Origin of the sequence: Acetobacter tropicalis, assembly GCF_001580915.1 — a bacterium.
Taxonomy (GTDB): Bacteria; Pseudomonadota; Alphaproteobacteria; order Acetobacterales; family Acetobacteraceae; genus Acetobacter; species Acetobacter tropicalis.
The window spans coordinates 19,993-33,694 of the sequence record NZ_LHZQ01000193.1 but is presented as its reverse complement, the minus strand read 5'-3'; the positions used below and the strand labels follow the sequence as shown (position 1 = coordinate 33,694).

12 protein-coding genes and 1 riboswitch are annotated in these 13,702 nt (G+C 59.2%); of the genes, 6 read left to right on the top strand and 6 right to left on the bottom strand.

The features are described 5' to 3' along the window. Positions 1 to 81: 81 nt before the first annotated feature. Together AD944_RS06290 and AD944_RS06285 are read right to left on the bottom strand one after the other, a co-directional pair. A complete protein-coding gene (locus AD944_RS06290) occupies positions 82 to 288 on the bottom strand; it encodes a DUF1656 domain-containing protein (protein ID WP_045542453.1) in 207 nt (68 codons plus the stop codon). Continuing rightward, positions 288 to 2,372: an FUSC family protein gene (locus tag AD944_RS06285; RefSeq protein WP_045542452.1), complete on the bottom strand. Its 2,085-nt coding sequence runs from the start codon at positions 2,370 to 2,372 to the stop codon at positions 288 to 290. Before AD944_RS06285 ends, AD944_RS06290 begins: the two co-directional genes overlap by 1 nt. A gap of 317 nt (positions 2,373 to 2,689) precedes the next feature. Between AD944_RS06285 and AD944_RS06280 the strand changes: the two genes are divergently transcribed. Both AD944_RS06280 and AD944_RS06275 read left to right on the top strand, forming a co-directional pair. Beyond that, positions 2,690 to 3,838: a metallophosphoesterase family protein gene (locus AD944_RS06280; RefSeq protein ID WP_045542451.1), complete on the top strand. Its 1,149-nt coding sequence runs from the start codon at positions 2,690 to 2,692 to the stop codon at positions 3,836 to 3,838. Further along, entirely contained in the window at positions 3,835 to 6,552 is a 2,718-nt protein-coding gene (locus tag AD944_RS06275) for an AAA family ATPase (RefSeq protein ID WP_045542450.1), read from the top strand. The genes AD944_RS06280 and AD944_RS06275 overlap by 4 nt, the downstream gene beginning before the upstream one ends. Here the strand turns inward: AD944_RS06275 and AD944_RS06270 are convergent. Then, the gene (locus tag AD944_RS06270) at positions 6,545 to 8,005 is read right to left on the bottom strand and encodes a carbohydrate porin (RefSeq protein ID WP_045542449.1); all 1,461 of its coding nucleotides are present in this window, start codon (positions 8,003 to 8,005) and stop codon (positions 6,545 to 6,547) included. The genes AD944_RS06275 and AD944_RS06270 overlap by 8 nt on opposite strands. Before the next feature lie 203 nt (positions 8,006 to 8,208). On the opposite strand from AD944_RS06270, the gene moaB reads away from it, so the two are divergent. The 3 genes from moaB (at position 8,209) to AD944_RS06255 (ending at position 10,063) form a co-directional block, all read left to right on the top strand. Continuing rightward, positions 8,209 to 8,763 (top strand): molybdenum cofactor biosynthesis protein B, encoded by a 555-nt coding sequence (moaB, locus tag AD944_RS06265; protein WP_035379542.1) that lies wholly within the window; start codon positions 8,209 to 8,211, stop codon positions 8,761 to 8,763. Further along, positions 8,756 to 9,337 carry a DJ-1/PfpI family protein gene (locus tag AD944_RS06260; RefSeq protein WP_045542448.1) on the top strand — a complete coding sequence of 194 codons (582 nt, stop codon included), beginning with the start codon at positions 8,756 to 8,758 and terminating at the stop codon, positions 9,335 to 9,337. Before moaB ends, AD944_RS06260 begins: the two co-directional genes overlap by 8 nt. A 66-nt stretch (positions 9,338 to 9,403) precedes the next feature. Continuing rightward, complete coding sequence (locus AD944_RS06255; protein ID WP_035379546.1) at positions 9,404 to 10,063, top strand: POTRA domain-containing protein; 660 nt, start codon at positions 9,404 to 9,406, stop codon at positions 10,061 to 10,063. 307 nt (positions 10,064 to 10,370) lie between these two features. Here AD944_RS06255 and folE read toward each other — a convergent pair whose 3' ends face one another. The 3 genes from folE to metZ form a co-directional block, all read right to left on the bottom strand. Then, on the bottom strand, positions 10,371 to 10,985 hold the full coding sequence (folE, locus tag AD944_RS06250; protein ID WP_035379600.1) for a GTP cyclohydrolase I FolE: 615 nt from the start codon (positions 10,983 to 10,985) through the stop codon (positions 10,371 to 10,373). A gap of 39 nt (positions 10,986 to 11,024) precedes the next feature. Continuing rightward, positions 11,025 to 11,498, bottom strand: coding sequence for a Co2+/Mg2+ efflux protein ApaG (gene apaG / locus AD944_RS06245; protein WP_035379548.1), 474 nt, complete (start codon positions 11,496 to 11,498; stop codon positions 11,025 to 11,027). 175 nt (positions 11,499 to 11,673) lie between these two features. Further along, a complete protein-coding gene (gene metZ, locus AD944_RS06240) occupies positions 11,674 to 12,876 on the bottom strand; it encodes an O-succinylhomoserine sulfhydrylase (RefSeq protein ID WP_045542447.1) in 1,203 nt (400 codons plus the stop codon). Between the two features lie 113 nt (positions 12,877 to 12,989). Then, positions 12,990 to 13,069, bottom strand: a riboswitch (SAM riboswitch). 166 nt (positions 13,070 to 13,235) lie between these two features. Between metZ and AD944_RS06235 the strand changes: the two genes are divergently transcribed. Further along, positions 13,236 to 13,667 (top strand): nucleotidyltransferase domain-containing protein, encoded by a 432-nt coding sequence (locus AD944_RS06235; RefSeq protein WP_045542446.1) that lies wholly within the window; start codon positions 13,236 to 13,238, stop codon positions 13,665 to 13,667. The last annotated feature ends 35 nt before the right edge of the window (positions 13,668 to 13,702 follow it).

Sequence of the window (13,702 nt, the reverse complement as noted above, 5' to 3'; positions counted from 1 at the left end):
GGCGGCAATGGCAAGGATTGTCCCGGTCGTGACAAACTGCAGGGCGCGGCGGGCGCGTTCAAACACGGTGGGAAAGTCCTTTCACAGCAGAATGGTATAAAGGCCAATCAGGCAGACAAGCAGCCCGAATTCAGCCAGTGGCAGGTTCCAGATCACGCGCCGGGCGCGCACCTTTGCCAGAATGGGATTAAGGATCAACAGCGTGGCAATGGCCAGACCAGCATGCACCACAAAGGAGGAAACAAGCAGCCCCCCAACATCCAGAACGGGCCTGAGGTCAAGCTCCATTACATGGCCTTCCAGCGCTGGTCCGGCAGCGGCAGAAGATCATACAGATGCAGGGCCGAGCGGTTATGTTCCAGCAGCCGTATGGCCCCCACCATGGCGGAGACAGCCGCCAGCGCTGTGGCCATCTGGCCATGTGGTAGGGTGATGCTGTGGTCAAGCAGCAGGCGGGCCTTGTGGCGCATGCGGTAAACGGCGGCATCAATATTGTAGATGATGGTGGAACGGTAGGCGGCCTCCGCATCCGCACGGATAGCGGGGATGGTGGCGGCACGTTGCAGATGGCGGCGGGCACGGGCCAGTTCCACGTTCAGTTCATCCAGACTGGAAAGCCGCATGAACACGCGGGTCTTGGCCTTGTTGGAGGGTAGATAGCTGTTCCATTCCAGAATACGGCACAGGCGGTCATAATGGCGGCTGATCAGGGCGGAGCCTGCCTGTTCCCCATGCCCTTCAAACTGGAGCCGCAGATCATGCCCTATTGTCAGTGCCACGCGGAACCGCCGGCGGTTGGCCGAAGGTGGCAGCAGCAGCACCAGTGAAATGAAGATGATGATGGCCGAAAACAGATAGAGCACATTGCGGTCAATAAAGGCCGAGGGCTCGTAATTCTGTTCGTTCGCCACGCCCAGAATAACAAAGAAGAACACGCCGGCGTTGAACCCCACGGTGGCGGTCTTGGGGTTGAGCAGCAGCAGGCAGGCCGCGAAAATAACGGGCAGAATGGCCATGGCCAGAAACGGCATGTCCGCGCCGTGCGGCAACACGCCAAAATTGATGACTGCCGCAACCGCAACGGCCAGAGGGGTGCCGATCAGCGCCCCCATGCCAAAGCCGCGGGCATTATAGGTGGTGGCGGCCAGCGTAAGAATAATGGCCACCTGAGACAGCGCCGTATAGGTGGCCGGAATATCAGAAATCACGCACAGCCCGGCAGCGACCGTAAAGCCGACCAGTGTGCGCAGCCCGGCCAGCAGGGCGGCAATCACGTCCTGATGTTGGTCAATTTTCAGGTCGGGCGCGGTTGTGCGGGCGCGGCGGCCGTTCTCGAAGGCATCAATCCCGTCCGCGGCCCAGCGGGCATCAGAAAGGAGGGCCATAGAGCGTTCAATCAGCCATGCCTCATCCAGCGTCGGCCCGCGGGAGAGTTCCTCGGCATGGGCTTCCCGCGCCAGATCTTCCAGATCATGCACGGCCTGACGGGGAGAAGCGACGGGTGTGCCATCTCCAAAAGCTGTGCGGATATGGTTGAGCACCGGGCCGGAAATTTCTCCGCGCCGCAGAACAGCGGCAATGGCGCGGCTACAGCTCAGCATTTCCAGCAGGGCCACCATGGCAGAGCGTGCTCCGGCCAGCCGCACATGGGCATCGGGCAGTTCCGTTTTGGCGAAGGAGGCCTGAGACGTCAGGGCGATGATCTCGCCTGCCAACCCGGCGCAGGCTGTCTCATCAGGAATGCCGTGGCCCGCTATGGCTTCACGCGCAATGCGCTTCACCATGTCTGCGGTGCGGTGGAGGTTGGCGGCCAGTTTTTCAAAGGCGGTGGGAGAGCCAAAAAAGTCGTTCACGGCGGCAGTGGCGGCAATCCCCACGATAATGGCGGACACGCGGTTAACCGTGACATCAAAGGCGGCTGCCGGATTATCAATGCAACTGATGCCCACAATGGCCACGGTGTAGCCGGAGAGCATGGCGGCATAGGCGCGGAAATCTTTTTCCAGCGTGCCGATAATGGTGCACAGCGTCAGCCACAGCGCCACGCCCCCCAGAAACACGCCGCGCTCCTGATTAAAGCAGGCGGTAAGGAACAGGGCAACAAACGCGCCGATCATGGTGCCAGCCAGCCGGTACACCGCCTTGGAGAGCACCTGCCCGCGCAGGGGCTGCGCCAGAATCATCACGGTTACGGCGGCGGAACCGGGTGAGGACAATTGCAGCCAGAAGGCTGTGCTCAATGCCAGCACAGCGGAAAGCCATGTGCGCAGGCAGAACAGGAACCAGCCGGGCGGGAACATGCCTCTTGGCAGAGGAAGACGCACGCCTTTCCAGAAGCCGACAGTAGAAGCGGCTGGGTGTTGTATACTCATCCTTTTTCCGCCCGTGCCGCTTTACTCGGAACCATTTGCGCCAAACCTGCGCGACTCAAACTCGCCAGTCTCCCGAATCCTGTTCGTATAAAGTCTATTAAATTAAAATATAAACTCTGGCGTGATGCCTGTAACGCTGATCGGGGTTGCGTGGAATGCGCATGACTGGCCTGCTTTGGTCTGAGGGGAGGCGTAACCCTAGAGCCCACAGTCTTTTATGGCGACTGAATAAGGTGTCACAAAGGCGCACCCGCCATGGTTTTCTTCTTCGGAATGTGATGTTCAAGGGAAGAAATAGGGCCGGATGGGATCATGTGATGAAATTTGTGCACACGTCTGACTGGCAGATTGGCCGGACATTCCGTTTTGCGGATGATGACACTCTGGGCGCCCTTCAGGCCGAACGGGTGGAGGTGATCAGGCGGCTGGGGCAACTGGCCCGGCAGGAAGGGGCTGCCCATGTGCTGGTGGCGGGGGATGTGTACGAGCATGAAACCCCAACCGAGAAAACCCTGCATCAGCCCATGGAGCGCATGCGCCAGTTTGCCGATGTGCAATGGCACCTTATTCCCGGCAATCATGATGCGGATACACCGGAAGGTGTCTGGGCCCGGCTGCTGCGTGAGGGAGCCGTGCCGGAAAACGTGACGGTGCATCGGCAACCCGGCCCCGTTCGGCTGGTGGGGGGTGAAGAGGCATGGTTGCTGCCTGCCGTACTCCAGCGGCGCCATGTGCTAAGTGATCTGACCGCTTATATGGATGAAGCGCCCACCCCGCCGGATGCCTTGCGGATTGGCTTGGCCCATGGCTCGGTAACCGGCTTTGGCAATGGAGAGGAAGCCGACCATAATCCGGTTGCCATAGACCGGGCCAGAAAAGCGGGGCTGAGCTATCTGGCGTTGGGAGACTGGCACGGGTTCTGCCAGATTGATGCCCGCACGGCGTATTCCGGCACGCCGGAGACAGACCGTTTTGGAGCCGGTGGTGGCGGTGGTGGCGAGGCGCTGGTGGTAAACCTGCGTGGCCCACGCGCCGAACCAGAGGTTACCCGGCACAGAACCGGGCGTTATGTCTGGAAAAAGTTTGAGGATGTGACCCTAACCAACGCCGAGGATATTCACGCGCTGGAAGCCCGTGTGCGTGGTGTGGCACCGGATAATCCGGGGTCTGTTCTGGTGTGGCTGGTGGTTTCCGGTTTGCTGAATGTGGACGATATGGCGCTGTATGAAAGCACCATCATCCGCCGTCTGAGCGGGGCGGTGGCGTGTCTGCGCCTGTCGGGCGCGCCGCAGCTTTCTGCCGGGCTGGATGATCTGGAACGCTTTGGCCCCGGTGGGGCCGTGCGCACGGCGGCGGAGGTGCTGCTTGAGCAGGCGCAGGGCGGAGGAGAGGAAGGCGCAGTGGCAGCCGATGCATTGCAACGGCTTTTTCTGTTCTGGAACGAAGTGGGAGGGCAGGCAGCATGATCCTGACTGATGTGCAGGTTGAAGGGTTTCGCCGTTTTGCCGCCCCCATAAGGCTGGATGGGTTGGGGCCGGGGTTAAACGTGCTGGCTGCCCCGAATGAAGCCGGAAAATCCACATTGTTGCTGGCGTTGCGGGCCGCGTTGACCCTGCGCCACTCTTCCAAAAGCAGCGTGATCAAGGGATTTGCACCCTATGGCGGAGGCGCGCCTCATGTGGCCCTGAGTTTTACCTGGAAGGGTATGGCCTGCACGCTGGAAAAACGGTTTCTGAACAAAACCTGCGCGCGGTTACGGCTGGGGCCGGAGCAGTTTGAAGGGGATCAGGCGGAAGAAAAGCTGCGGGATCTGCTGGGGTTGGCGGATGCAGGGAAAGGCGAGGCCGCAGGGTTATGGAATGCATTGCTGGTGGGGCAGGGAGAAAGTTTTACCCAGCCAAACCTGAATGAGGCCGGGCATGCCAGTTTGCGGGATTGCCTTGAACAGGGCGTGGAAAAAGCCGTGGGCGGTGCTGCGGCCAGTGCCGTGCTGGCTAAAGTGCGGGATCGCCTGCTTCTGTTGCAGACAGCCTCCACAGGGAAACCGACAGGCCGCTACAAACAGGCGTTGGAACAGGAACAGGCCGCACAGGACCGTTTGCAAACTCTTGAAGCGCGTAAAGCGGCTTTGGAGGAAGATCTGGTGGCGCTGGAACAGGCGCGCCGTATCCTGCGGGAGCAGGAAGACCCGGAGCGCAGGGCGCATGAAGAAGCCGCGCTGAAAGAATTGCGCCTTGTGCGGGACAAGGTGCTGCGGCTGGATGCCGAGGAACTCGCCGCCCGTGCTGCACTGACCGCTGCCATTACGGCCTGTTCAAGCGCGCGGCAGGAACAGGAAAGGCGGCAGGAAAATAAGGTAAGGCAACTGCACCTTGAGCGCGCGTGTGCCGAGAGCCAGCAGACGCTGGATGGGCTGGCGCAAAAGGTGCGGCAGGCTCGGCGATGCCTTGATCTGTGTCGTCAGAAACGGGAACAGGCTGAACAGCACCACCAGCACCGCAGACAGCAGCGTATGGTGGCGGCCCGGCACGCGACGTTGCAGCAGATGCAGGACACGTTGGCGCAGGAGCGGGCGCTTTTGCATCGTGCGGAAGCCACTTTTGCGCGGCTGGAGCAGGAGCAGGCTATTCTGGCGGCTCTGCGCGTGGATGAAGCGAGCATCCAGCGTATGCGCAAGGCCGCGCGGCAGCATGAGCAGGCAGTTGCCTTGCTGGAGGCAAACGCCCCTGTTCTGAGCATGGCCCTGCTGCCCGAAGCAGCGCAGCGCGTGACGTTGAACGGCGCCCCTTGCCGTGAGGGAGAAATACGCCTGACCGCCACCACTACCGTACAGATCGAAGGTGTCGGACAGTTTCAGATCACACCAGCCCGGCAGGAACAGGACGATGTGCAGGGTAAGGTTCAGACCGCCCTTACCCAACTGGAAACCCTGCTGCAACAGGCTGGCTGCCAGAATGTTGCGGAGGCCGAGCACCGCTTTGAGGAGCATCGACAGGCGGAAGTCCGTCTGGTGGAAGCGCGTGCCGCTTACAGGGCGACATTGCCAGACGGCACGGATCTGGCGCGCGATAACGGCGGCCAGTCGCTTGCGGCGTTGCGCAAGACGATCATGCAAAAGGATGCTGATCTGGCGCTGGCCCGTAAGGAAAGTATTGCTGAGGGAGAGAGGGCTACAGCCGACGCTGACGGCGTGCCGCCGTGTGGTGCTGATACGCTCCTGACGCCTGATCAGGCGGCTGAGGCCGAAGACCAGGCCGCGCGCGAGGCCGAGAATGCCCGTCATGCCGAGCGGGATGAGCAGGCCGCCTGTGCCGTGCTTCAGGCTGAACAGGACAAAGCGGACGCTGCGTTGCGCGCGCTAACGCAGGCGCTGGAGCATCTTCAGCGTGAGCAGGCCGTGAGCGTGGCGCGGGAAGCAGATGAGGCTCTTGCCCAACGGGCTGAGGAGGCGCAGTGCGCGCAGGCCACCGCACAGGCCCGGGTGGAACAACTGGCGCAGGCTCGGCAGGAGGAACAGCCTCTTTCTGTGGTGGAAAGCGGTATCAGACGGCGCGAGCAGGCTCTGGATACGGCTCGGACTGCCATCACCCGGTTGCGGGAAGATATTCGCGGGCGGGAAACCCGCGTGCGTCTGGCAGAAGGCGAAGGGGTGGATGAGCAGATAGCCGAGGCTCGCCGTGCCGTAGAACGCCTGCGCCTTGAACGCGAGGGCTGTGAACGGGAGCGGGCAGCACTTGTGCTGCTGCAAAACACGCTGGGGCAGGCAGAGCGAACCCAGACCGAACGCTATCTGGCCCCGTTACGGCGCACCATTCAGCCTGCTTTTTCGGCCGTTTTTCCGGGTGCCAGCGTGGCGTTTGATACAAGCTTCGGGGTGGAGGCGCTTACACGCCGGCAGGCGGAGGAGTTCAACAAGCTCTCGGATGGCACGCAGGAGCAGATTTCCGTTCTGGTGCGGTTGGGCTTTGCAGAACTGCTGCATGCGCGGCAGGGCAGCAGCATTCTGGTGTTGGATGATGCCCTGAGCTTTTCTGATTCCCTGCGGCTGGAGCGCGTGTTTGATGTGCTGGCGGATGCGGCAACCCGCTTTCAGATTCTGGTGCTGACCTGCCGGGCGGAAACCTTTGCCACCTTGGGCGGCAGGGCGTTGACCCTGCAACCCATGGCGGAGTTTACATAACCACGTTGAACTGAAGCGCCATAACGGCGGCATCATGGAAGGTGGTGGTGCCGCCGGGGCGGTTGATATACTGGAAGTCCGGCTGAAGGGTCAGTCCGTTGGCCACATGGGCGTTATAGAAGAATTCGTAAATGTTTTCGTGAGACTGCACGCCCCACACCTGTCCCCACTGGTTGGACTGGAAGGGCTGGCCACCAAAAATGGAGGCTTCCTGCTGTAGGGCCACCGTGCGGCTCATGTTCAGCCACTGATACATGACGCCAATGCTGTCCAGCGGGCGGCCCCATGGCTTGCCGGTTTCCAGCATGCCGGTCCAGATATGGTGGGACATGGCGGTAGTCTTGCCGTCCGTCCACATATAGCCTGCCATGGCGATCAGGCCGTTGGTGGGGCCTTCTCCGTTGCGTACAAGCATCTGGTCCGCATGCACCCAGGCACTGGCTCGGCCAGCACGGTAACGGGCAGGCTGGCCGGTCAGTACCCATGGGTTACCGTTCACGTCCTCATACAGATCTTTGTATTTGGAGTTATCGTAGCTGTATCCAGCCTTGTAGTGGCCCACCAACTGATCCTTGCCGAAGGACGGCATCCAGCCAATTTCAACAGGTGTTGAAAACTTGCCCAAGCCATCCTGCGCCCAGGCCCAGCCGGAAATACCGCCGTTGAAGGCATGGGGGGAAACGGCAAACAACCCGGCCATGATATAAGTGTCATTTGTGGGCATCACACGGGCAACGGCACCCAGGTTGCCTGATGGCCAGTCCCGGTTGCCTTCCGTGTATTTGTTGGGAGCGGGGTTACCGCACACCGCCACGTTCATATACATACAGTAGAGCGGAGAGGCGGCAAAAAAGCTGCCAACCGGAATCCACCCTGCACTGATATCCAGATGATTGTTCAGAAAGGATTTCTCGCCATACAGATAAACAAGATGCGCCACCACGTTCCCACGTGCACCGTAGATCTGCTGCACGCCGCCAATGGAATCGCCAATGTAATCCGTGCTCAGGTTCCGCCCGTGGCCGTTCACCACCATCATGTGAGTCCAGAACCCGTCCATGAACTTGGTGTTGGTCAGCTTGCCCCAGTCAACATCCAGTTCCACCCCAACCTGCCCGGCGTTGGTGACGCCCTGCTTGCGGCCCCCCTTGAAGTTGCCGGCCAGTTCTTCATGCACGTCAGCCAGAATATGAATGCCGTGGTCCAGCAGCCAGGGCTGCGCGCCCCACCAGTCCCCAAAGAAATGGTTGTGGCCATAGGGAGCGGAAAACAGTGGGCCGGGATCTTCCACAGGGCTGGCTTCATTATTGGCTTCCAGACTGGGCCAGAGCCCGACTGAACTGTTGCCGCCCGTAAGGATCTGGGCATGAGCCTGACTGGAAAAGGCCGAAACAAGCAGACAGGTAAGGGAAAGCGCGCAAAAGGAAGACAGGCCAGGAGAAGAGAGTGCCATGATGTGTTGATTTTTTCTCGTGGATAAAGAAACTTTGCCGAAGAAAGTTTTCGTTTTTGGTTGGGGCGGTGTTCGGATTAAAACATTTTTACATGGTTTGGTTCCCAATGAACGTGTTTAACGGTGAATTTAGGGCGCTGGTCTGCTTTTTTTGACGAGTGATGCGTTGCTGCATCAGAAATAAAGGGAATGACCCCACTCTTATGAGCAAGATTGATACAACCCGCCCGTTTCTGCCGGTGCGTATTGCAGTGATGACCGTATCGGATTCACGCACACTGGAGACGGATACATCTGGCCAGGCGTTGGTCTCTCGTATTGAGGCCGCAGGCCATGTGCTGGCGGACCGCACGATTGTGCGGGATGATGTGCAACAGATTACAGAACAGCTTAGAAACTGGATAAACGATCCTCTGGTTGATGTTGTCATAACCAACGGCGGTACAGGTGTGACCGGCCGGGATGTGACGCCCGAAGCGTTTGAGGACGTCCTTGAAAAGCGCATTGAAGGCTTTGGCGAACTTTTCAGGATGCTATCCTACAGGAAAATTGGCACGTCCACAATCCAGTCACGCGCGCTGGCGGGTGTGGCGAACGGCACCTACCTGTTTGCGCTGCCCGGTTCCACGGGCGCTGTGAAGGACGGATGGGACGATATTTTGGTGTTTCAGCTTGATAGCCGGCACCGTCCCTGCAACTTTGTGGAACTGATGCCCCGCCTGCGGGAACATCTGAGCGAAGGAGACCACCATGGCTGATGATGCTGTAAAACTGCTGATGCTGGCAGGCGACTATGTTGAAGATTATGAAATCATGGTGCCGTATCAGGCGCTCCTGATGCTGGGTTACAAGGTGGATGTGGTCAGCCCCGGCAAAAAGGCAGGGGACAATGTGATAACCGCCATTCATGATTTTGAGGGCGCGCAGACCTACAGCGAAAAACGCGGCCATAATTTCACGCTCAACGCCACGTTTGAGGATATTGATACCGATGATTATATTGGGCTGGTTGTGCCCGGTGGGCGTGCGCCGGAGCATTTGCGCATGAATGCTCGCGTGATTGAGATTGTGAAAGCCTTTGCTGATCGGCCTCTGGCAGCCATCTGCCATGGCGCGCAGCTTCTGGCCGCAGCGGATATCATCAAGGGGCGCAAGGTTTCTGCCTATCCGGCGTGCCGCCCGGAAGTAGAACTGGCGGGCGCGACCTATGCCGATATTCCGGTAACGGATGCCGTCACCGATGGCGAACTGGTGACAGCGCCCGCATGGCCTGCGCACCCCGCCTGGCTGGCCCAGTTCCTCACGGTTTTGGGAGCGTCAGTCTCTATTTAGTGCATTGGCATCCCCATCCTGTTGTGCATCATGACGCGTGTTTTTAACAGGATGGAGCCAGTTTTAATGCGTAACGCCGTACCCTGTGCCGTAATCGGGTTTGCTCTTTTGGGGGCAGCCGTTCCGGCATGGGCGCAAACGCCAACCTCCGTTCCGCCGTCTGATGCACCATCCCAGACGCCGCAGGGCAAGGAAGCTACCGCGTTACCGCCCGTCAATACGCCCTTGGTGCTGAAGCAACTGACCATTGAGGGCAACCAGCGCATTCCCTCAAACCGTCTGATGGCGGCAGTGCCCTTTCATGTTGGAGACACCATTTCCCAATCCCGCATTACCGAGGGATTGCAGGATGTGATGAAAGTCTACCAGCAGGAAAATGTGGGCGGAAAATTCCACCAGAACCTCAAGATCAACGGCAAGGACGTGATTGTAGAGTGGACGGTTGAGGAAACAGGCGCTGCTGCCGAGCCTGCTCGTCCGCTCAAGCTGGAAAGCGCGGACTTTACCGGCAACTTGCATATTTCTGGTGCGGCGCTGCATAAAGCGCTCCACATCCAGCCGGGCCAGACAGTTACGCCAGCAGAAGTGCTGAGTGATGAAAAAGCCGTGCAGGCCCTGTATGTGAAGAAGAATATCGGCGTGACGATTGTGCCGGAAGTGCGCTACCCGCATCATGATGATCGCGTGGCCATTACCTATCACGTGACCGAAAAAGCTCCCGACTGATCAGGAGGGCTGGCTGAGGCAGATATACCTGCCCGGCCCGGTGTTCCACACGTTTGTCTAAACAGGTTATGGCAGGCGTGAGGAAGGATTTTCCTTCTGACAGGGCAACGGCGTTTCAAGAAAACGCAAACGGGTGCCAAGGCGGCGGCGTCCCTTGGAAAAGAGGAGACGGGCTACTTTGACCGTGGAACTTGTCTTGGGAAAAAGCAGGCGAAGGGCCGATGTGGCCCTTTTTGGGCTTAAAAAGTCCCTGCCTTAAGGAAGAAAAAGCCTGCCAGACAGATCTGGCAGGCCTTTCAGTCGTTTCTCAGTATTCGCAGGCGCTGGGACGATTGAGCATGGCCATCAGTTCGCGCCGCGTGTCAGAATTGGTGCGGAACACGCCCAGCATGCTGCTGGTAACCATGGACACACCGGGGCGATGCACGCCGCGCGTGGTCATGCATTCGTGGCTGGATTCAATGATAACCGCAACGCCATGAGGTTCCAGCACATCGTTGATGGTGTTGGCAATCTGGGCGGTCAGCCGTTCCTGAATTTGCAGGCGGCGGGCGAAGGCATCCACCACACGGGCCAGCTTGGAAATGCCCACAACCCGGCTACGGGGCAGATAGGCTACGTGAGCGCGGCCGATAATGGGGGCCAGATGATGTTCGCAGTGGCTTTCAAACCGGATGTCCCGCAGCAGGACAATCTCGTCATATCCTTCCACTTCTGAAAACGTGCGTTCCAGCAGGGAACGGGGGTCTGTTTCATACCCTTCAAAGAATTCTTCATACGCACGCACCACGCGGGACGGGGTATCATGCAGCCCTTCACGGGTGGGGTCATCCCCGGCCCAGCGCAGCAGGGTGCGAACGGCCTGTTCGGCTTCCGTGCGTGACGGACGGTTATCGTTTTCGGGCAGAGAGTCGCTGCTCATGCCAAGCTCCAGCATATGTCTTATGGAATGAAGGGGGGGCTAATGGATCTGCCGGATCTGAAACGGGCTATCCAGACTGAAGGCCGGAATGGCGATTTCAAACCGGCGGCCTGAATTGAGGTCGCGCATGTGGTAAGACCCACGCATGAATCCGCCAGCCGTGGTGAGGGACACACCAGAGGTATAATCAAACCCGTTCTGTGGACGGATGACGGGCTGTTCACCCACCACGCCTTCTCCATGCACATATTCTGTGCGGCCGGAGGCATCCGTGATGTGCCAGGTGCGTTCTGTGAGTTGCACAGTGGCGGAGCCTGCATTTTCAATGCGAATGCGATACACCCAGCAATACATGTGCTCATCAGGTTCAGACTGGTCGGGTAGCCAGAACACCTGCACACAGACGCGCACATCCTCGGTTACGGCCTCGTAGGCCGGAACTGAAGAGAAGAGTTCGTTCAAGGCGTCTTCCGGATCATGGGACATGGGCGGTGAAGCCGACCAGTCGGACATGGGTTCTCCTGCTCCTGATGCGTGGAATGGCGTGTCTTGTGCACAAAAAAGAGGAAGGCAGTGCCAAAACAGGCAGCAACTGTGCTTTGCCCCTATCATGAACACGCGCAGCAGGGAAGCCGCCTGTGCCCTTTCTGCCACGGCGCGGCAGAAAGGGAGAGTAAGCTCGGTCTGTTTAGCTGCGGGGCAGGGCCGCTACGCCACGGGCCAGATCTTCAATCAGGTCTGCACTGTCTTCCAGCCCAACGGAGAAGCGGATGGCGCCATCGGAAATGCCAAGCCGTGCCCGTTCTTCCGGCCCGATCTTCATGTGGGTGGTGGTGGCCGGATGCGTCACCAGAGAACGCGCATCCCCCAGATTGTTGGAAATGGCGATGAGTTGCAGGGCGTTCATGAACGCAAATGCGCCTTCCTGCCCGCCTGCCACTTCAAACGCCACCAGGCTACCGCCGCCAGACATCTGGCGCTGGGCCAGTTCATATTGCGGGTGATCCTTGCGGCCCGGATACCGCACGCTGACAATACCCGGTGCCTGCGCCAGATAATCAGCCACGGCGGCAGCGTTGCGCGTCATGGCATCCACACGCAGAGAGAGTGTTTCAAGCCCCTTGAGCATGACCCACGCATTGAAGGGAGACAGCGCGTTGCCGGTATTGCGGGTGAAGGGCTGAAGTGTTTCGGTAATCCACTCCTTGGGGCCCAGCACGGCACCGCCCAGAACGCGACCTTGCCCATCAATGTGCTTGGTACAGGAATACACAACCACATCAGCCCCCAGTTCCAGCGGCTTCTGGTAAATGGGGGAGACAAATACGTTGTCCACCACAACCAGCGCGCCTGCCTTGTGGGCCAGATCTGCAATGGCGCGGATGTCCAGCACATCCAGCATGGGGTTGGACGGGCTTTCCAGCAGCACGGCGGCGGTGGGCTTGGAAAGGGCTTCTGTCCATGCGTTCAGGTCTGACCCATCAACAAACACGGTTTCCACGCCGTAACGGGGCAGCAGGTTGGCCACAATCCAGTGGCAGGAGCCAAACAGCGCGCGGGAGGCCACAACCCGTTCACCAGCCTTGACGTGAGAGAGCAGAGCGGAGGAAACTGCGCCCATGCCGGTGGAGGTTGCTACACAGGCTTCCGCGCCTTCAAGATCGGCCAGGCGGCGTTCCAGCGCGGTAACGGTAGGGTTGGCAAAGCGGCTGTACTGATAGTGCTCCACCTCACCCGTAAAAGTTTTGGCGGCCTGCTCGGCATTGTCATACACAAAGCCGGAGGTCAGGAACACGGCTTCACTGGTTTCGCCAAATTCCGTGCGTTCCAGGCCTGCGTGCAGCAGGCGGGTTGCGGGGCGCCAGGTGGAAGGGGTCTTGTTTTCACTCATAATGAGGTATCCGGTTCTTTCCTGCTCATGATGGCCTGAAGAGAAGCACGGACAATGAGGTGTTTCCGCTTCAGTCATACTTGCTCATCTGACCGTGGAAACCATGGGACAGGACACGCCTGCCCAAAGCCTCTTTAGCGCGTCTGTTTTACCTCGCCGCAAGCCGGCCGTACAAATCACGAGGGCCCAGCGCGCGAAAATAAAAGCACCAGACAGAAATGGTTATGCGAACTGCTCTGTGTTTCGTCAAGAGTGGAATAGAGCGGCACCAGCGTTGTGCCGAGAGGGAGGCTTGATAAAAACCTTTACAAGCAGCCTCCATAAAAGAGGATGACACGAGCGTTTCAAGGAGAAAGCAGATGGATGCGCCCGCCGTATGTCAGGCTCTGGTCTCGTGGGCTTTGACACAGCCCACCGTTCAGGGCGTGGCTCTTGTCGGTTCCTATGCCAGAGGCGCGGCACGTGCTGAGTCTGATATGGACATCATGATTCTGACCACCGCGCCGGAAGGTTATCGTGAAAATGGCGCGTGGGTGCGGGATGTTGCATGGCCAGCAGAGATGGGCCTACCGCAGCAGATACAGGATGAAGATCACGGTGCGGTCTGGTCCCGCAGGGTCTGGTTTGCGGCAAAAGGGGATGAAGTTGAACTGAGCTTCGGTTTGCCCTCATGGGCAGACACAACCCCACTGGACGGGGGCACTTATCGGGTTGTGTCTGACGGCTGCCGCATCCTGTATGATCCGGCAGCCTTGCTGGAAAAACTTCTCCGCGCCGTGCGGCAGAACTGAGGAGAGAGAAATGTTCTCTCATCCAGTCTGCGCGG